This is a genomic window from Mangrovimonas sp. ST2L15 (assembly GCF_001280515.1).
GTDB lineage: Bacteria > Bacteroidota > Bacteroidia > Flavobacteriales > Flavobacteriaceae > Mangrovimonas > Mangrovimonas futianensis.
Genome location: NZ_LBIQ01000030.1, coordinates 1,679,256 through 1,697,520, shown reverse-complemented (window position 1 = coordinate 1,697,520; position 18,265 = coordinate 1,679,256). Strand labels below are relative to the sequence as shown.

Below are 18,265 nucleotides of genomic sequence, written 5' to 3'. Positions count from 1 at the left end.
ACTATTTTTTTAACCAATTACTTGAAAAATCACAATCTCTGTAATCACCATTGACTTTGATGTACGTATCTATGATTTTTTCATCTTGCCATTTTTCAATGGCCTTCAATTTTTTCTCGCTTAAAGCTAACTCTTTTATTTTTAAGTAATCTTTGGCAAAATCTGCTTCGTGGTCTTCAACACGGTCTGACACACGCATAATTTTGTACTTGATATTTCCTGTTCTACCTTGCTCCGTCAACACCAAACTCACCTCACCTTCTTTTAAACTTTGAATTTGTCCATATAATTCAGGATCCATTTTGGTTAGTTCAAAGTTATAATCTTGGGTGGCTGGATTAATAAGATATCCTCCCTCACTCCTGGTTTCAGTTTCATCACTATATAATCTAGCAGCTTCCTCAAAAGAGATGTCATGATTTACAACATCCTTTCTAATTTTTTCTATTTTCTCTTTTGCTTCGGTGATAGCATCCTGAGAGGCTTCAGGAATTAAAAGAATGTGTCTCACATCATATTCTTGTCCCCTAATTTTCTCCAACAAAATGATATGAAAACCAAACTCCGTTTCAAAAGGATCGGAAATTTCACCTTCCTCTAATGAAAAGGCAACATCTCTAAACTCCTTTACAAATCTTGGTTTGTTACGATTTAGTGTATATTTCCCTCCAGTAGGAACTGAAGCTTTATCATCGGTATATAAAACCACTTTTGATCTGAAACTAGCGCCATGTTCTAAAACATCTGCTTTGAATTCATTCAAACGATCTATCACCTTTTGTTTGTTTTCCTCAGAAACCTTTGGTTCAATTACAATTTGAGACACTTTCAATTCTGTTCCAAATGAAGGTCTTTCTTCCTTTGGGATTTTATTAAAAAATTCCCTTACTTCCTCAGGAGTAATATCCACCTCTTCAATTACCTTTTGCTGCATCTCGCTTGCCAACTTATTGCTTTTGTTTATTTCAAACATTTCGTCACGCAAACTTCTCTCGTCCTCTTTGTTGTAAAGCTTAACAATTTCATCCATTGTCTTACCTGACTGAGCCAAAAATTGATCCAATTGATAATCTACGTTAGCCCGGATTTCTGCATCAGATACCACTATACTATCCTGAATAGCATGGTGAGCATAAAGTTTATCTTCCAATAATTTTCCAAAAAGTTGGCATCTTGAAACACCTTCCAAAGAAGCTCCTTGAACTTTAAGTTGCTCAATGGTTCTGTCTATATCCGAATCCAAAATAATGTAATCCCCCACTACGGCTGCAACACCGTCCACTTTTTTAGCCTGAAAACTGGTTTTTACAGAATCAACTTTAGGCTCTTCTTTTACTTCATCTTCAATAATCTCTTGTGATTTTGCAATGTGGGAAATAAATAACATTGCTATAAGTAAGTATTTGCTAATTTTAGTTATAGACTTCAAATTTATTGTTTTTAATAGCATCCTGTGAAATATCCTTTTTAAGCTCTTTAATAAGTTCTAATTTTCTTTTGTTTATAACAATCTTATCGATAGTTGGTTTAACATATTCAATAGGAGCTATACTGTTTCTAAGTTGAACATCATTAATGAAAATCAAATATAAATCTATTGAATCTTTAAGGTGTAAAAAATTAGATTTTTTTAACAATTCATTGCGGTTTTCAGATGTGATTACTGGAATTTTCTCAATCACCTGTTCTACCTTTACCCAAACCGAATCTTTTAAGGAATAGGATTTAAACTGGATGGAAATAGAATCTAAATATCGCTTATCATCTTCCTTAAATTCCTTGAACTTCCTTTCAATATCCTTTAAATCAGTTCTATTTTCGTTTAAATGAACGTATCGAAGCTTAACGAGATCTTCTTTTAATTTGAAAATCTCCTTGTTTTCCTCATAGTAGGATTCCAATTCTCGGGAAGTGACTGAGGTGTCTATATTTTTTCTTACCAAAGCTTCTAAATAAGCTTTAGAATACAAATCATTTTTGTAATCCTGAGCTAATTTATCAAAGTTCTCTTGGTCAACTTGTTTCAAGTTCCTTTTGGCTCCATTCACTAATAACTGTTCTGTTGCCCAATTATTAATGAAGTTGTTGACAATAACAGTGCTGTCTTCTGCAGACATGCCCTCTTTAACCAAAGGTTTTAAATCCTCTAAATAAAGAAAGGACTCTTCAACTCTAGCAATAGGAGTTCTGTCATCTACTTCCTTAAAAAAATTACATGAAGTAAGAAAAACGAATCCCGTTATTAATATAAAAACCTTGTATTTCAATTATCCCTTTAATTCTTTTTTTACTTGATCTAAGGCCTCCTGATTTATAACTACTTTATATTTCTGTTCCAGTTCCTTGATCCACATTTCCTCTTTATATGATTGGAAATCACTAATCACCGCCCCTTTAGCTTCTTTATAGCTTTTAGAAGCCTTTGGCATAACTTCTTTAATTAAAGCCACTATATAGCTATCATTAAAACTGTATATTTTAGACACCCCGGTTTCAAATTTAAAATCGACAGGTAAGGATTGATGGTTCTTTTCCATAATTCCACTTGTAAAGATAACATTCACTTGCCCATCTTTATTTAAAGTTTCCTTAATTTCTGAGGGAGATTTACCATATTTTAAAAGCTTAGACACTTCTTTGATAGTGCTTTTATCCACTGAGGAGGCAACCACAGCATCCACTCTTTCTTCCCACATATATTTTGATTTGTTTAAATCAAAATAATTTTTCAATTCTGTTGTGTCAGACTTTGAAACATTCCAAATGTAGGATTCCATTAAGTCAAAAAGCAATAAACCATCTCTATATTCTGAAACAATATTGGCGTATTCTTGATTTTCTTCTTCCAAATGTTCCTTTTTATAGGTCATCAATTCTTGTGAGATAAATTGATCATAACTCATTTCGACCAATTTGGAAGCTTCCATTTTCGGTACTCTTCTTTTTTGAACTCCTATTAAGTAAGATCCAAAATCACCATAGGTCAATCGTTCTTTACCAATTTTCACCAAAGGCTTTGAAGCATCAAAATCATCTGGCAATGTCCATTTTCCCTTATAAAACTCATCATTAATCATACCGCTAAATTTATCCAAGCTAGGATCAATAACTCCATATTGCTTTTTAAGATTTTCAATAACTTTTTCATTGATTAACTGTGACCGCGAATCTTTTTTCACTTTGGCTTCCAATTCGGGCCTCATGACGTCAAAAGTCTCTACCGGATGAATCTCATATAACTTGACAATGTGCCATCCAAATTGGCTCTTAAATGGTTTAGAAATTTGCCCTATTTCAGTCAGAGTAAAAGCTTGTTCCTCAAACTCTGGAGAACTCAATTCACCACTTTGAAAAGGCGCTAATTTGCCTCCATTATTAGCCGAACTTTTATCGTCTGAGAATTGTTTGGCTAAAGTTTCAAACTCTTCACCCTGCTGGATTTTTTGATAAATATCATTAATACGCTCCTCTGGAGTACCTTGAGCTTCTTCCTTTTGATTGGATAAAATCATAATATGCCCCACTTTTCGAGATCCTCTCGCCTTTCTTTTATTAAGAACCTCTACAATATGATAACCAAATCTTGTTTTGAAAGGTTGGGAAATTTCTCCTAACGGTGTATTATAAGCCGCCGTTTCAAAATTGTATACCATTTTAAACGCCGAGAAATAACCTAAATCTTCAGCAAAAATCGTTCTACCATCATGAAGTTCCTTTTGAATTTTCTCAAATCCTTCATTCTTTATGCGGTCTTTTATGTTTAAAAGCTTTTCATATACCTTTAAAGTATCAGCAGGTGATGCATTTCCATCCAAACGAATCAAAACATGCCTAGCTTCTATTTCATATTGGGTTCTATCATAAGCTTCTTCCACCAATTCATTGGTCACCTTATTATCAGTTAAATATCCCGATGCTAATTGGTTTTTATAACTTTCCAACTCCTTTTTGTAGGACTCCTTTTCATCAAGCCCTAATGCCTTAGCTTCTCTTAATTTTAATTTGTAATTGATGAAGAGCTTTAAATACTCATCTATATCCTTTTGTGATTCATCCTTTACTAGATCTAAATTCTTTTTGAAAACCCTTTCAAATTCAGAAGTGTAAACGGGTTGTCCATCAACAGTAAACAAAATACGATCGTTGGTACTTTGAGCGCGATTTACTAAAGAAACCATCATCACCAAAAAAGATAATAAATACTTCATCATCTGATAAAAGGAAGTTTTAAAAATGTAGATGCAAAAGTAGCAATATTAAGCTAGAATGCAAGTTGCTTAACAAACGTTTGAATTAAGCTTTTGGTATGCAACTTAAATCATTTTGAATACAAAAATATTCAACTACAGCATCCTGAACTCCTTTGGCAAAACAGAACTATAAATGAAATTTTATATCTTCGGAAAAGATTAAAAAGTAGTTATGAAGTACACTACCGAAATTTATGTGGAGTTGCCACTGAATGAATTTATCAAAAAATTCAATGACCCCCATAATTTGAAACATTGGCAAAGAGGCTTGGTTAGCTATGACCATATTTCAGGAATTCCTGGTGAGGTTGGATCAAAAATGATTTTGATTTATGATTTTGGGCGAAGGAAAATGGAACTCACAGAAACAATCATTGAAAATAACCTGCCACATTCCATGTATTCATCTTATGATACCAACGGGATGAGTAATATTCAAAAAAACTATTTTGAATCTACAGGTGCCAATCAAACTAAATGGGTATCAAAAAATGAATTTATTCCTACAGGATTTGCTCTTAGATTAATGACCCTGATTATGCCAGGAGCATTTAAGAAACAAACCAAAAAATATATGTTAGATTTTAAAAATTTTGCAGAAAAAAACATCTCAGTTTCCAATGAGAAAAATTAAAATGATTTGGGATTTTAGAGGTCCCCATTCTGAAAAAACAGCTCAGCACCACGTGATTCATTTAAACGAGTTTGCACAGAACAATAATTTAGAAGTGATTGCCATAGACGTGCAAAATATTCATGACAATCACACAATTGCATTTATGGTTGTCACCGAAGACTTAGTACCTCATCTCCGACAAAGCTTGAAACCTCATCGCGGCCAATTGTATGTAGATTAATTTGCAATTGGAATCTCTCTCTACTTAGACATAATCGTAAATAAATAGAGTCTATATTACTTTATCTAACTAAACTAAAATGCCCCAAATAGGTTCGTATTTCCCCAGATTTTTTAACCAATTTAACTCGGTACCAATAATCAGTTTGAGGAAGTAACTGACTGTCTAAAGTTCCATCCCAACCTTTAGAAAAAATAAGGAACGACTTGATAAGCTTGCCATATCTATCAAAAATCTGCACCTCAGAATTTGAGGCATATTGTAACGACAATCCCTGAACATTCCAAAAATCATTATCACCATCTCCATTCGGTGTCATGAATTTAGGAAAGCCAATAACCGAAAAATCAATAGATGTGACACCACAACCATTGATGTCCCTAACCCAAAGTGTATAATCACCATAACTTAAGTCACCAAAAAATGGTTCGTTTTGGAAAGGCCCATTCTCTCCAGAAATCGAATATTGATAACTACCAGAGCCTAAATTATTAGTGTTAATAGTCAAACTGTTATTCGTCGTTTCATCTGTAATTAATAAATCGGCACTAGTAATAGTGGCTACTGAAGATTCTATTACATTAACAACTTGGGGTAGTGATTCACATCCTGAAAAGGAAGTTGCCATTACAGTGAAGGCTCCCGAGTTGTTGACGGTTAAGGTGGGTTGATCTGAAAGTATATTTCCAGACTGGTCCATCCAAACATACATATAGTTCCCCTGTGGGTTTTGAATATTTAATGTAACTGATTCTTCATAATCGCAAAGTATCACTTCGAAATCAACTTCAAATTGGGGTTGTGCTCTAACTCTTAGCATTAAATTAGGACTAACACCAAAACAGTCTCCATTATCTTCGCTTTCTACCCTCACGTAAAGCTCTTGATAAAAAGGCTCAATATTGGTATAATTGGAACTATCAAGTATCTCATTCAATTCTAATTGGGCATCTTGAGCCGTCTCATAATAATGGACACTTAAATTTTGTCCCGCTGGAAATTGATCTAAAAACTGCTGCGTAACCGATGTCAAATCAAACGCTTCAAAGCCATCTCCACCTTCAGCATCACATTGTTCTATTTCCACAGAAAAACCTGAAGGAAAGGCAGTCGTTGAAACTTCCAAATTGACTGTTGCTATATCAAAACAACCATTGGCATTTTCCACGCGAATAAAGACCTGACTTGCTGTTGTATTATTAAAAGGATAGGGAGCTATTTCATTTTCAGAATTCTCTGCATTACTATACGTCAAGAAAAAGCTTGCAGAAATACCCGATTGACCATCAGTAACTTGACCTACAGTTTCTTCCAAATTAAAATCTGTAAACCCATCAGGACTAGAGTCTTCATCACAGTTTTTAAACGTTATCGGCGAAGTGACAACAGGGAAAGGGTAAATAGTTGCTGTCACGGGTTCTTTTTCACCATCCATACAACCGTCATATGAAGCCATGGCATAAAATGTGGTAGTTTGATTTAAAACAGGAGTATTAAAAGTTTCACCCGACCCTATTAAATTATCATTTTCATCAAACCACAAAACATCACCTTCCGAAGCTTCAGCCGATAAAACAACACTTGATTGGCCACAACCATCGCTACTTTCAGTGCTAATGATATAGGGTATTGAAAGCTCGGTACTAGCTGAAAGATCTAAATCGGGGTCTCCAGACATACCGCCATATTCAACAATATATCCTTGAGAAACATAATCACCGCCACCACCACCTACAGCCAAATCATTCCATGAACCTGGAATACCAATACCTGGGGCCGTAACGTGAGCATAATCTTCTCCTTCTAAATCATTGGGTTCTCCAGTATTCCAATTGGCATAATTAGGTGTAGAACCATTAGGACCACCATTCCAAAAAATAGTTCCTGCCTCGGGACCAGTCACCCATTTCCACACACCTTCAGATTCCTCATCGGTTCCTCCTATCCATCCATTCCCTGCCGCCTGCTCACCCGACAACTGAGCCTCATCCTCAGCCATAATAGTTACCAAATACCCCTGAAGACCATAATAAGTACTATTTTCTGCCTCAATTTTAGCCTGTGACCAAGAAATTCCAGGCGCTGAAATAAATTGATAATAGTGCCCTGTAGATGGTAAATAATTGGCATTCCCTAGAGTAAATGAAAAAGTTCGTGTCGTAGCAACTGTAATATTTGTTGTTTCAAAATGAACATCAAAAACAGCGGCAATCATTTCAGAAATAGCAACTTCCTGACCACCCACTCCTGTGAGCGTTAATTTACCCTGAACAACATCCCATGAGCTTACAATGTTTGGATGACTTCCTTCTAAGGATAGGACATCTTGACCAGAAGCATAATTCGTTGAAATCTGAATATACAAGGCTTCAATTTCGCTATCATCGGGATCGATTATATTAAAACTGTCAACTATGTTTACGGACTCTGAAGGGCAGTAAACTATATTTCCACTAGCTTCTAATACCGGAGGTACATTTTGAGCCCAAATAGAAAAATTGACAAAAATTACCGCAAAAAAAATATGTTTAATAATATTCAAGACGTTCTTTTGGAGAATTTGTAAAAACAAATTTACTGATAAGTTGAGTAATATGAGGATATATTACTAATTAAATCTCAACTACTTTAAAACTTTTACTGGCCTACTTCTAATCATCTAAAATCGTTTGGTCCAGAACATAAATGAGCTTCTTAATTTTGTGTATTTTTTTCAATTTATATTTTGTATCCAGTATTCCGTAATAATCATAAAATAATTTTTCTCTAAAAATACCATTTGGAATATTACGATTTACTTTCCAGTCTTCATAGGCTGTAGGGTGGACCAAAACAGGAAGATGAAATTCAGTACCCCGTTCTATAATATACTTATACGTGTAGCTCTTTGCTTTCTTTGCTTTTTTTGGATCTATGTTTTTAAAAATATATTGTTTATATGGTGATTCTTGAATGATAGTATCCCTCAAATTAATAAAATCATGATTTTGAATTCGGAACTTAACTGTATTTGAAAATTTTGCTTTGTCTGGTAAGACAATTTCAATTGAATCTGAATTAAAGAAGTCATTTTTTCTGAGAACAAAATTAAATCTCATACTATCATGAGCCATAAAATTCAGTTTAAATTTTAAGGTGTCAAGATTCTTTACTTCCAAGTAATAGTTATTATTCTTAGAATTTGTTGCAATAAAAAAGCTTTCTTTTAGCTTAGTTTCTTCTTTTCCTATTTCAAAACTTTCATACTCCAAAAGATAATCAAGTTCAAAGGTCATTTGTGCATTTACGGTCCCAAAAAATAAAATCAATAGTATTGTTAAAAATCGACCAATCATAAAATCAGCTATTTTCTTTAGTTATTTTGTTTTTCTCTTCTATCCACTTACCCATATATTTTGAACTTTGTAAAGTATGGTGTTGCAATAAAGCTCCTAGGAAATTCTTTTGACGATGCACGTCTAAGGCTTGTTCCAATTTATTCAGGTGATTCAATAATTCCTTTTCATGAGCATCTTTTTGAAATCTCTTTCTCAAAATATCAAATCCTTTTTGTTGGTTCGACTCCCAAATTTCTTCTGTTTCATATAAACTGATGGCTTGCTCTGCAAAAGTGAAAGGATCATTTTCTATATACCCATTAGGTTCTAAATCACCAAACATCCCTTCGGCTGCTATATCATTCATAGCACATGGCACTCCGTTAATCATGGCATCAATCAATTTGCCTTTGAGGCCAGCTCCAAATGGTAAATACGCCAAACACACCCTATAAGTTTGCATGACAGATGGTAAATCATCAACATACCCCTTAATAATAAAACCCTCCTTCTCATTATTCAATTGCTCTACTTTTTGAGAAGAATACGCCCCGTAAATATGAAGTTCTGTTTGCGGTAATTTTTTTCTGATTAAAGGCCAAATTTGATTTTTTAGTAATAGTACCGCTTGGTAATTGGGTTCATGTAAAAACGTCCCAACAGTAACAAAGTGTTTTCTTTCCTCGTAGGCAGGAAGAATCTCCTTGGTTGAACCATCTTTCAATAAAAAAGGCAAATAATGTAAAATGGAAGATATTATATTGAAGTTTTCTTGCAAAAGTTCCATCTCATATTCAGAAATAATCAAACTCAAGTCACACCTATAAATACTAGCTATTTCCCTTTTTGCTGTATCATTATATAAATCACTTTCTTTAAAAGTTCTCCCCTCTTTATAAGCCTGTTGCCTACCCTTTCGTAAAAAATGGAGATCTTCAGTATCCAAAATCCGGTAAGCCGTTGGACAAGCTTCAGCAACCCGCCATCCAAATTGTTCTTCGGTCAAAAAACGATCAAACAGCACCACATTTGGCATAAGTTCGCTAATATACCTATCAAAAGAAGAATCGTTAAGTTCAATACGTTTTTCTTCAATCCCCAAACTATTTAAATCAAAGGCATTGGATGTTTTTGAAGTGGTTGTAGCAAAAATGATTTTGTAATTCTGGTCTAAGAAAAATTGAATTAATTGCATCATTCGACTACCGGCGGCAGAACTTTTAGGCTCGGGCCAAACAAATCCAATAATCAATAATGTTCTCATCAAGATCTTATTCCGGCCGAGGCTCCAAGCTGTAACCCATTCTTACTTGCTTAGCCCAATTGTTTACAGATTCTATTTGTGCATCCGTTAATCTGGCTTCGGAATGTATCCACGTATAGGATTCCAATGGCATTTCCTTTTCCTCAACCATTTCAATCAACTCTTCAAGCTTGTGGTCTTTTTTCTTTACAGAATAATCTGCCCACTTAGAAAAGTCAAGATGCTTTTTTCCATCTTCTACATGCTCTGCCATCCAATAATTAACTGGGGTAATGTTATTATACCAAGGGTATCTAGTAAAACTACTATGGCAATCATAACAAGTTTCCTTTAAAGTCACTTTCACATCTTCAGGAGGCATGGTCTCTTTCAAAAAAGGCTCTATGGAAGTCAAATCTCCCTCATTTTTTTCTGGACCAAAAAATTGAGCCACAATAAAAATGACCAATAATACTAAAAGGATTTTCTTTACAATTTTCATTTCTGTAGTTTTAATATCTAAAAATAGAAAAAACTTGTGACTAAGGAAGAACTTTACAAGGAATTAAATTATGTCAATCATTCTCGGGAAAAGCGAATATATTATGCCCAAATGGTGATTGCCCAACCTGAATTAGTTCCTACTTTATTAGACATTCTGTTTGATGTAAACGACAAGGTTTCTTGTCGCGCTGCTTGGGTTCTAGAATTTATGTGCTCTGAAAATTTGGAAGCCCTGATTCCCTTTCTAGACACCTTTACTGAAAGCATGCATTTGGTTCATCAAGATTCTGCTGTGAGGCCTATGGCAAAAATATGTGAATTTTTGGCCTCTGCCTATTTCTCAAAAGAACCAAATAAAATTCAAAAAGCTCTAACGGCCAGTCATAAAGAACGTATTATTGAGGTGTGTTTTGATTATATGATCAATGACGAAAAGATTGCCCCCAAAGCCTATTCCATGAACACGCTTTACCTTTTTGGATTGGAAAACGACTGGATACATGCTGAATTGGCCTCCATCATTCAGAAAGATATTTACGGTCAAAGTGCCGGATATAAAGCACGCGGAAAAAAAATATTAAAAAAAATCAAAGCTTCTTAATTTGAGTAAGCACCTCATCACTTGTAATTAATAATTGACTTTTCACCAATCTTTGGGTTAACTCTTTCCATTGGGAATTTTCTTGAAAAATAGACTTCAAAATGGGATAGGCCTCATCTTCCCTGTTATTATTGATCAAATTGATGGCATACCAATATTTCATTTCTAAATTTTCTGGATACATGTTTTGAGCCGCCTTATAATGTTCTTCTGCAGCTTGGGAATTCCCTTTTTCCATGGCTAAATCTCCTAACTCCATAAAATGATATGCTTTTTGCAGTTTCATTAATCTATCCAATTCCGAAATAGGATCTGGGTGATCCTCCACCCTTAAATCCATGATTTTATCTTCCCAAGAATTTCCAGAGGCTTTTCCTTTAAAAATCATAATAGCCGCCGATTGACTTCCCCTGATATCGCCCTTTTCTCCCTCCGCTGCTTTCAAGGCAGCCAATATTCTTGTACTCAAATCCCCTTTGGTTGTGGCAAAAGCATTTTTCATAGCCCCCCAAACAGTAGGTTTCAACATCATATTTGCCTGAACTGAAAAATTCTTTCCATTGGCATGTCCCGCTTCAGCAATACATAAAGATCCTGTGTGTGTGGCAACGCGCCCTTCAGTGTCCAAAAAGGCTACTTGCCTATACATTTCACCAGAATCGTTTGCCAACAAAGCATCCAAAGCCTGTTTGGGACTCAAACCTTGACTCATTAAGGTCAAACCTTTTGGCCCATAACTAGGATTGACAAGCGATTGGGTAGCAACCACTCCAACTCCAGCTTCACCATAAATGGCTAAACTACCAACACTGAACCAATGGCTCTGAACCGCAACACCAATATCACCCGTTACAGAATCCCTAGCAACAATAGAATAGGTATGAATATAAGGCTCAGACTTCTTAAATGATTGAGCAAAAGTCATCATTGAAAATAGGAAGAAATAAAAAAGAAAAACAGGCTTCATAATCTCATATTTTTTTTGAATATAAGTTATTTCACGCAAACCAAAAACTTCCCCTTGAGGCTTCCACCTTCAAATCAAAAAGATTATCTTTGTGGCTTCAAAAAAACAGCTTAAAAACATGTCATTATCATCCTTGAATGCCATCTCTCCAATTGATGGTAGATACAGAAACAAAATTGAAGCATTAGCCTCTTATTTCTCTGAAGAAGCCCTTATTAAATACCGCGTCTATGTTGAGATAGAGTATTTTATCGCTCTTTGTGAGTTGCCTTTGCCACAATTAAAAGATTTCGATAACTCCTTATTTGATAAATTACGTGATATCTATAGGGATTTTTCTGAGGATGATGCCAAGAAAATCAAGGACATTGAAAGCGTCACCAATCATGATGTTAAGGCCGTTGAATATTTTATCAAGGAGCAATTCGATGCTTTAAACATTTCAAAATTCAAGGAATTTATCCACTTCGGATTGACATCTCAGGACATTAACAATACGGCCATTCCAGCCAGTATCCTAGAGGCAATGAATGACGTGTATGTACCTGAGTTACATATTCTGATTAATAAATTAAAAGATTTGGCTACTGAATGGGCTAATATCCCCATGCTTGCCAGAACCCACGGACAACCAGCTTCCCCTACTCGCTTAGGAAAAGAAATTGAAGTATTTATAGTGAGACTGCAAGAACAAATTAATTTATTAAATGACATACCAAGTGCTGCTAAATTTGGAGGTGCCACAGGTAACTTTAATGCACACCAAGTGGCCTATCCAAGTATCGACTGGAAAAGCTTTGGTGCAGACTTTGTACAACGCTTAGGGTTACAGCATTCGTTTCCAACCACACAAATTGAGCATTATGATCACATGGCGGCCTTGTTTGATTGTTTGAAACGTATCAACACTATTATCATTGATTTAAATCGTGATATTTGGACCTACATTTCTATGGATTACTTCAAACAACAGATTAAAAAAGGTGAAGTAGGAAGTAGTGCAATGCCACACAAAGTAAACCCGATTGATTTTGAAAACTCAGAAGGAAACTTAGGTATTGCCAATGCTGTTTTTGAACATTTGGCGGCTAAATTACCAATATCACGTTTACAAAGAGACTTAACCGACAGTACAGTATTAAGAAATGTGGGAGTGCCCTTTTCGCATACCATAATTGGGTTTAAGAGTACCTTGAAAGGACTTAGTAAATTATTGCTCAATGCAGAAAAATTTGCCGATGATTTGGAAAACAACTGGGCGGTAGTTGCCGAAGCTATTCAAACCATTTTGAGAAGAGAAGGCTATCCTAACCCATATGAAGCCTTGAAAGGCCTTACCAGAACCAACGAAAAAATCACCAAAAAGTCCATTTCAGAATTTATTGATACCTTAGAAGTCTCAAGTGAAATTAAAACGGAACTAAAATCCATTTCACCTTCTAACTATACTGGGATATAATTGATGCTAACTGACAAACAAACCTTAATACTTACAGCTATTATTGCTTTAGGTTTTTCGGTTACTGGAATATTTGGAATCTTGGATAATTATGCGATAATCATTACGCTCATTATCCTGATTATAATATTTCTAATCAATTTCTATCTCACACTGAAAAAACCAGATGAGGAGGAAGAAGATACTTCTCTATAAAATAAAAAAAGCCCATCCAATTGGATGGGCTTTTTTATTAACATATAAACTTCAAATATTTCCTATTTGAAAAAATCCATAACTCCTTGCATTTGCCCTTGGTCCACCTCTGCTTGTCTCAGAGCATCTACCAAAGCCACCATTTTTTGCGGACTCATATCATCTCCTAAAACACGTAAGACTCCAAATCCTAAATCTGGCGAACTTCCAAAAAGTATAAATTCATCGGCTTCATCATCGTCTCCCAAATATTTAAAAACAACTTTTCCTCCTTTATCATTAAACTCCACTAAATCATTATATTTTGGGTCATTAAGGATAGAACTCACCTTAGAAAGCTGAGTGTTATAATCAGTTAAATCAATGCTATCCTTAATTTTATAGCCTAAAAAATTCAACCTATTAATGGACTCGAAGGCTTCCTTTTGCTCTGGAGTCAATTCAGTTTTTTTGAAATCTACAATACTTGTTGGAATATCAACTGAGGTAAAATTGGGTGTTTCCTGGTTATCCACAAAGTAAGTTTGCAAGGTTTCACCCTGGTTGCAGCCAACCAGCAGCACCAGGGTGAATATCATTGCTAATAGTTTTATTGATTGGCTCATAGCAATTATTTTTTCTTGTTGTTATCTTCCAAATGTTCTCCTCCAGGGATGTTCATTTGTTGGGTCAATTTAGAGATTTGGTTCAAGTCAATATTTCCAGTTAAAGAAATGACTACGGTTTCTATCTCACGCTTTTTCCCATTGATATTGATATCAGCATCTTTAGTAATTCCATTCAAACCATCAACAAACATGAGCAATTCACTAACATGGTCTTCGTCTTTGCCTTCCTTGACAAAAAACTTCATTTCTACACCATCATCTTTTACTACCATTAGCTCTTCAAGGGAACCTAACTTTCCTTTCACCCATTTAGTAATGTCTGATGAAATGGCTTGATTGGCAGTAACAATAGTCTTAAAGCTTGTGATGCTATTGACCATATCCAAATAGGATTGCGCTTCTGGATCGTCTGTATTAATATTCATTTTAGCCAACATTTGGAACATTTTTGGTTTTATGGACACATAGGTCACATCAGTACTATTGCTGTATTTATCAAAAATATCTTGGGCGTTGGATGTTAATGGTAATAACATAATTGCCATTAAAAAAAGGATCATTTTGGTTTTCATTGTTTTCAATTTTAAATTTTTCAAAAAGGTTTTTTCATTCAATTATTTAAAAATTAGGCTTCTGGTATTTTCAATTTCATTTAGGTACCCCACTTTTTCAATACCGGTTTCATAACCGTTTAAGTAGTTGATTTTTTGGGCGCCTTTATTGAAGCTTGATGATATCATTTCCAATGATTTCACTACCTCATTGTAAGCCATCTCTGGGTCATCATAAGTTCCATAATCTTCCTGTTGGTTGACGTCTGTCTTAAAATAAAACCCAATTAAAAGAACCGCTACAGCTGCGACAGAAATCCATTGAAAATAATAGGATCGTTTCGTCTTGGTGTTTAATGGAACGTCTTTGGTAAACTGTTCTTTTTCACTTACTATAAAATACGTAAACAAAGGTTTGTAAACTTCCAGATGTGGTGCAACATTCTCCTGTGAAAAATAGTGTTTAAGCTGCTGTTCTTCTTGAAGTGTTGTCTCTCCGTTCTCGTACTTTTCAAGTAACTTTTCTATCTTATTTAATACCATAATTATGAGTATTAGTTAATTTTTCTCGTATTGTTTTTCTAGCTCGTGAGAGCGCTACTCTTATTGCTGTCTGATTCATGTCAAGCATTTCTGCTATTTCGTCATAATCATACTGCTCTATATCTCTTAGTTGGATGATCATTCGTTGCTGCTCTGGCAACTCTTGAATTATTTTCCCCACCCAACCTAAACTATCATTAAGTTCTATTTGCTTTTGTAATGAAGCATGTTCGTCTTTATAGTTACTATGAACAAGCTTTAAATTTTGAGCTTGTTTTGATTTCAATTTATCCAAACAAAAATTCTTGGTCATAGTCATCGAAAAGGCTTCGACATTATTGTATTCAGCAATTTTCGATTTGTTATTCCATAATTTCAAAAGAACCTCCTGTGTGGCATCTTCTGCCTCTTCCGTAGAGACCAACAATCTCTTCGCAAGTCGAAACACCTTATCCTTGAAAGGCATCACCGTATTTAAAAATTCTTTTTGGTTCATTTTTGTAGTTGGTTTAAATAGCTTTTTTATTGCTATTCATCTTTACGACGAACAAGTATTCTTTTTGTTACAAAAATTTTTAATCCCAATACAAAGTAGCTATTTTTAAGGAATAAAAAAGTTATAAAAGCTATGAAAGCCCTACGATTTATTATGCTCAACCTGTTGGTTTTATGCACTCTAAACTCCTGCTTTGAGGATTTGGATGACAACCCAGCAACCGATCAAGATATCAAAGATTTTGTGTACCGAGCCATGTTCGAGTGGTATATTTATAAAGATGAAATGCCACAATTACAAACCAACCGAGCTGAGTCTAGTGACTATGACTCTTATTTAAATAGTTTTAGTTCTCCTGAAAACCTTTTTGAAAGTTTGATTTATGAAAGGCAAACTATTGATAGGTTTAGTGCGATAACAGATGATTATTTTGCCTTAGAGCAACAGCTTAATGGTACCTCCTATCACAATGGTATGGAGTATGGCCTTTTTAGGTTTTCATCTACAGATACTGATGTGTTTGGTTACGTACGTTATATTTTACCCAGCACCGATGCCGAAAATAAAGGATTGGTTAGAGGCGATATATTTCATTCAGTTAATGGTACACAACTCACCATTAACAATTATAGATCCTTATTGGGCACTAATTCTTATACTATTGCTCTTGGCTCTTATGATGACAATGGCACACCAAATGACGTAACTGATGATTTTATATCAGATATAAATCAGCAAATTCAGCTAACCAAAGTCCCCTATACCGAAAATCCTGTTTATGACTATGACGTTTTTAATATTGGAGGCGAACAGGTAGGTTATCTCATGTATAACGGATTTACGGGAGACTTCAACAACCAATTGAATGACGTATTTGGTTATTTCTCGTCAAACGGTGTTCAAAAACTAGTTTTGGATTTAAGGTATAACCCAGGGGGTTCTGTAAATTCTGCCAGACTTTTGGGAAGCATGATTACCGGCCAGTTCAATGGAGCTGCTTTTTCAAGCTTAAATTATAATGATCAAAAACAAAATTTTAATTCTACCTACAATTTCACCAATAGTTTTAATGGAACATCTATCAATAGTTTGAATCTGAATAAAGTCTATGTTATTGCTACCGGAAGCAGCGCTTCTGCTAGTGAAATGGTTATTAATAGTTTAAGCTCCTATATTGAAGTTGTGCATATTGGAAAAAATACCGTGGGAAAATCACAAGCCTCCAGTATTATTTATGACTCACCAGATTATGGGCCTCAAAATGTTAATCCAACCCACACCTATGCTTTATTGCCTTTAATCGCCATCACCCGAAATGCTGAGGGATTGGCAGTACCTAACAGTGGTCTTGTCCCAGATGTAGAAATTGGAGAAAAAGTAAATGATTTAGGAAGTATCGGAAACCAGATGGAACCGTTATTGGCAGCCGCTCTCCAAGTTATAGAAAATGGCGGGCGACAAGCCGCATTATCAAGTAAAGGTCTTGAGATTATTGGTGATAATCATGATTTAGAACCGAATTCCCAAATAATGATTGCCGATTAATAAAAAAGCCGCTCAAAGCGGCTTTTTTATCTTAACTAAGTTCAATGGTATTAATTAAAATAAACCTTTGATGCAATCAGGCCTACCTCAAAAGTGTTGGCTAATGAATTATCAGTCAAATCAAAAACCAATAAATCACTTAAAGAAGCAAAATCCTTAGCATCTGTTACAAACAAATGGGTTCCATTAACACTTAATCCATAAGGTGTTGTTCCAGATAGGTTGATGATAGCTGAAGTTGGTAATGACGTTGATGCTTCAGACATTTCAAAAACTTGATTGTTTAATTGGTAATAAATATAACCTTGGCTGTATGCCATTAAATTTGGGTGAAAGCCTTCAGCAAATGCTATTTCTGACACAACACTATTGTTTGATGGGTCAATTGTAGTGATCGCTCCAGGAGTATCCCCAATAGGAGTCCAATTAGCATCATAAATAGTAGCACCCTCAGACAAAACAACCAATTGCCCAGATCCATTAACAAACATTTCATCTGGATTGTCTGCTACTTCAATAGTCTCCACAGAATTATCCGAGGTATTGATAACCGTAATAATATTGTTGGTACTGTAACCTCCCTTGTGAGACACAAACAATTTATCGCCAACAGCTAAAATTTGTTCAGGACCTTCACCTACAGGAATACTTTCTTGAACTGTATAACTTGATAAATCAATAACTGCGACAAAATCATCATCAGCAACAAATCCATCTCCCCAATTGGTTACATACCCTTTTCCATTGGAAACAGCCATATATCTTGGTAAACTCAAACCATTAGTTATCGTAGCTTCTCTTTCAAAAGAATACCTGTCAACCACATTAATCGTATTATTATCTGTTACAATAAATCCTTTTCCATCTTGAAAAGCCATTGATTGCACATAAGTTCCTAATTCGTCACTATTAATATTAAAGAAAATGTTGTTTTCAACTTCTGTAAAATCAGATGAAATATAAGACACCGATCCAGAAATGGAACCGCCTTCTGCCAAGACTAGCATCCCATTTTCATAAGTTCCAGATGGATTCTCAATGGGCGTAATGTTATCATCATCACTACAAGAGGCAACAAACAATCCGAAAGAAAGGAGTAACATGATAGATTTGAAATAGTTTTTCATAG

Annotated in this window: 19 protein-coding genes; 6 read left to right on the top strand and 13 right to left on the bottom strand. The window is 35.0% G+C overall.

What is annotated here, in order from left to right; translation table 11 throughout:
* Window position 1 precedes the first annotated feature (1 nt).
* From ZA07_RS11490 to ZA07_RS11480, 3 genes are read right to left on the bottom strand one after another with little or no spacing between them, the layout of a single operon-like run.
* Window positions 2–1,450, bottom strand: coding sequence for a peptidylprolyl isomerase (locus tag ZA07_RS11490; RefSeq protein WP_053971824.1), 1,449 nt, complete (start codon window positions 1,448–1,450; stop codon window positions 2–4).
* Entirely contained in the window at window positions 1,413–2,267 is an 855-nt protein-coding gene (locus ZA07_RS11485) for a hypothetical protein (RefSeq protein ID WP_053971823.1), read from the bottom strand. The genes ZA07_RS11490 and ZA07_RS11485 overlap by 38 nt, the downstream gene beginning before the upstream one ends.
* Window positions 2,268–4,211, bottom strand: a complete 1,944-nt coding sequence (locus ZA07_RS11480) for a peptidylprolyl isomerase (RefSeq protein ID WP_053971822.1) — start codon at window positions 4,209–4,211, stop codon at window positions 2,268–2,270.
* A gap of 211 nt (window positions 4,212–4,422) precedes the next feature.
* On the opposite strand from ZA07_RS11480, the gene ZA07_RS11475 reads away from it, so the two are divergent.
* Both ZA07_RS11475 and ZA07_RS11470 read left to right on the top strand, forming a co-directional pair.
* A complete protein-coding gene (locus ZA07_RS11475; protein WP_053971821.1) occupies window positions 4,423–4,884 on the top strand; it encodes an SRPBCC family protein in 462 nt (153 codons plus the stop codon).
* Window positions 4,844–5,107 carry a hypothetical protein gene (locus ZA07_RS11470; protein ID WP_369793518.1) on the top strand — a complete coding sequence of 88 codons (264 nt, stop codon included), beginning with the start codon at window positions 4,844–4,846 and terminating at the stop codon, window positions 5,105–5,107. The genes ZA07_RS11475 and ZA07_RS11470 overlap by 41 nt, the downstream gene beginning before the upstream one ends.
* A gap of 61 nt (window positions 5,108–5,168) precedes the next feature.
* Here ZA07_RS11470 and ZA07_RS11465 read toward each other — a convergent pair whose 3' ends face one another.
* The 4 genes from ZA07_RS11465 to ZA07_RS11450 form a co-directional block, all read right to left on the bottom strand.
* Window positions 5,169–7,649 carry a T9SS type B sorting domain-containing protein gene (locus ZA07_RS11465; protein WP_053971819.1) on the bottom strand — a complete coding sequence of 827 codons (2,481 nt, stop codon included), beginning with the start codon at window positions 7,647–7,649 and terminating at the stop codon, window positions 5,169–5,171.
* A gap of 109 nt (window positions 7,650–7,758) precedes the next feature.
* Window positions 7,759–8,382 carry a hypothetical protein gene (locus ZA07_RS11460; protein WP_053971818.1) on the bottom strand — a complete coding sequence of 208 codons (624 nt, stop codon included), beginning with the start codon at window positions 8,380–8,382 and terminating at the stop codon, window positions 7,759–7,761.
* Window positions 8,383–8,446: 64 nt separating this feature from the next.
* The gene (locus ZA07_RS11455; protein ID WP_053971817.1) at window positions 8,447–9,688 is read right to left on the bottom strand and encodes a glycosyltransferase family 4 protein; all 1,242 of its coding nucleotides are present in this window, start codon (window positions 9,686–9,688) and stop codon (window positions 8,447–8,449) included.
* 7 nt (window positions 9,689–9,695) lie between these two features.
* The gene (locus tag ZA07_RS11450) at window positions 9,696–10,169 is read right to left on the bottom strand and encodes a heme-binding domain-containing protein (RefSeq protein WP_053971816.1); all 474 of its coding nucleotides are present in this window, start codon (window positions 10,167–10,169) and stop codon (window positions 9,696–9,698) included.
* A 36-nt stretch (window positions 10,170–10,205) separates the two neighbouring features.
* On the opposite strand from ZA07_RS11450, the gene ZA07_RS11445 reads away from it, so the two are divergent.
* Window positions 10,206–10,772, top strand: a complete 567-nt coding sequence (locus tag ZA07_RS11445; RefSeq protein WP_053971815.1) for a hypothetical protein — start codon at window positions 10,206–10,208, stop codon at window positions 10,770–10,772.
* Here ZA07_RS11445 and ZA07_RS11440 read toward each other — a convergent pair.
* Window positions 10,759–11,739, bottom strand: coding sequence for a DUF1028 domain-containing protein (locus tag ZA07_RS11440; protein ID WP_053971814.1), 981 nt, complete (start codon window positions 11,737–11,739; stop codon window positions 10,759–10,761). The two genes, ZA07_RS11445 and ZA07_RS11440, sit on opposite strands and share 14 nt — an antisense overlap.
* A gap of 118 nt (window positions 11,740–11,857) precedes the next feature.
* Between ZA07_RS11440 and purB the strand changes: the two genes are divergently transcribed.
* Both purB and ZA07_RS11430 read left to right on the top strand, forming a co-directional pair.
* Entirely contained in the window at window positions 11,858–13,198 is a 1,341-nt protein-coding gene (purB, locus tag ZA07_RS11435) for an adenylosuccinate lyase (protein ID WP_053971813.1), read from the top strand.
* 3 nt (window positions 13,199–13,201) lie between these two features.
* Complete coding sequence (locus tag ZA07_RS11430; protein WP_053971812.1) at window positions 13,202–13,393, top strand: hypothetical protein; 192 nt, start codon at window positions 13,202–13,204, stop codon at window positions 13,391–13,393.
* Window positions 13,394–13,455: 62 nt separating this feature from the next.
* On the opposite strand, the gene ZA07_RS11425 is transcribed toward ZA07_RS11430, so the two are convergent.
* From ZA07_RS11425 to ZA07_RS11410, 4 genes are read right to left on the bottom strand one after another with little or no spacing between them, the layout of a single operon-like run.
* Window positions 13,456–13,998, bottom strand: coding sequence for a DUF4252 domain-containing protein (locus ZA07_RS11425; protein ID WP_053971811.1), 543 nt, complete (start codon window positions 13,996–13,998; stop codon window positions 13,456–13,458).
* Window positions 13,999–14,003: 5 nt separating this feature from the next.
* Window positions 14,004–14,573 carry a DUF4252 domain-containing protein gene (locus ZA07_RS11420; RefSeq protein WP_053972128.1) on the bottom strand — a complete coding sequence of 190 codons (570 nt, stop codon included), beginning with the start codon at window positions 14,571–14,573 and terminating at the stop codon, window positions 14,004–14,006.
* Between the two features lie 42 nt (window positions 14,574–14,615).
* Window positions 14,616–15,095 carry a hypothetical protein gene (locus ZA07_RS11415; RefSeq protein WP_053971810.1) on the bottom strand — a complete coding sequence of 160 codons (480 nt, stop codon included), beginning with the start codon at window positions 15,093–15,095 and terminating at the stop codon, window positions 14,616–14,618.
* Complete coding sequence (locus tag ZA07_RS11410; protein WP_053971809.1) at window positions 15,082–15,591, bottom strand: RNA polymerase sigma factor; 510 nt, start codon at window positions 15,589–15,591, stop codon at window positions 15,082–15,084. The genes ZA07_RS11415 and ZA07_RS11410 overlap by 14 nt, the downstream gene beginning before the upstream one ends.
* A gap of 132 nt (window positions 15,592–15,723) precedes the next feature.
* Between ZA07_RS11410 and ZA07_RS11405 the strand changes: the two genes are divergently transcribed.
* Complete coding sequence (locus ZA07_RS11405) at window positions 15,724–17,136, top strand: S41 family peptidase (protein WP_053971808.1); 1,413 nt, start codon at window positions 15,724–15,726, stop codon at window positions 17,134–17,136.
* Window positions 17,137–17,186: 50 nt separating this feature from the next.
* Here the strand turns inward: ZA07_RS11405 and ZA07_RS11400 are convergent, their stop codons facing one another.
* A complete protein-coding gene (locus ZA07_RS11400) occupies window positions 17,187–18,263 on the bottom strand; it encodes a DUF5074 domain-containing protein (protein ID WP_053971807.1) in 1,077 nt (358 codons plus the stop codon).
* Between the last annotated feature and the right edge of the window lie 2 nt (window positions 18,264–18,265).

What these genes read in the sequence shown, in the direction of transcription:
- ZA07_RS11490 (WP_053971824.1), bottom strand. Translation starts at nt 1,450, where the DNA reads ATGCTATTAAAAACAATAAATTTGAAGTCTATAACTAAAATTAGCAAA.
- ZA07_RS11480 (WP_053971822.1), bottom strand. Translation starts at nt 4,211, where the DNA reads ATGATGAAGTATTTATTATCTTTTTTGGTGATGATGGTTTCTTTAGTA.
- ZA07_RS11475 (WP_053971821.1), top strand. Translation starts at nt 4,423, where the DNA reads ATGAAGTACACTACCGAAATTTATGTGGAGTTGCCACTGAATGAATTT.
- ZA07_RS11460 (WP_053971818.1), bottom strand. Translation starts at nt 8,382, where the DNA reads ATGACCTTTGAACTTGATTATCTTTTGGAGTATGAAAGTTTTGAAATA.
- ZA07_RS11455 (WP_053971817.1), bottom strand. Translation starts at nt 9,688, where the DNA reads ATGAGAACATTATTGATTATTGGATTTGTTTGGCCCGAGCCTAAAAGT.
- ZA07_RS11450 (WP_053971816.1), bottom strand. Translation starts at nt 10,169, where the DNA reads ATGAAAATTGTAAAGAAAATCCTTTTAGTATTATTGGTCATTTTTATT.
- ZA07_RS11440 (WP_053971814.1), bottom strand. Translation starts at nt 11,739, where the DNA reads ATGAAGCCTGTTTTTCTTTTTTATTTCTTCCTATTTTCAATGATGACT.
- purB (WP_053971813.1), top strand. Translation starts at nt 11,858, where the DNA reads ATGTCATTATCATCCTTGAATGCCATCTCTCCAATTGATGGTAGATAC.
- ZA07_RS11430 (WP_053971812.1), top strand. Translation starts at nt 13,202, where the DNA reads ATGCTAACTGACAAACAAACCTTAATACTTACAGCTATTATTGCTTTA.
- ZA07_RS11425 (WP_053971811.1), bottom strand. Translation starts at nt 13,998, where the DNA reads ATGAGCCAATCAATAAAACTATTAGCAATGATATTCACCCTGGTGCTG.
- ZA07_RS11420 (WP_053972128.1), bottom strand. Translation starts at nt 14,573, where the DNA reads ATGAAAACCAAAATGATCCTTTTTTTAATGGCAATTATGTTATTACCA.
- ZA07_RS11415 (WP_053971810.1), bottom strand. Translation starts at nt 15,095, where the DNA reads ATGGTATTAAATAAGATAGAAAAGTTACTTGAAAAGTACGAGAACGGA.
- ZA07_RS11410 (WP_053971809.1), bottom strand. Translation starts at nt 15,591, where the DNA reads ATGAACCAAAAAGAATTTTTAAATACGGTGATGCCTTTCAAGGATAAG.
- ZA07_RS11405 (WP_053971808.1), top strand. Translation starts at nt 15,724, where the DNA reads ATGAAAGCCCTACGATTTATTATGCTCAACCTGTTGGTTTTATGCACT.
- ZA07_RS11400 (WP_053971807.1), bottom strand. Translation starts at nt 18,263, where the DNA reads ATGAAAAACTATTTCAAATCTATCATGTTACTCCTTTCTTTCGGATTG.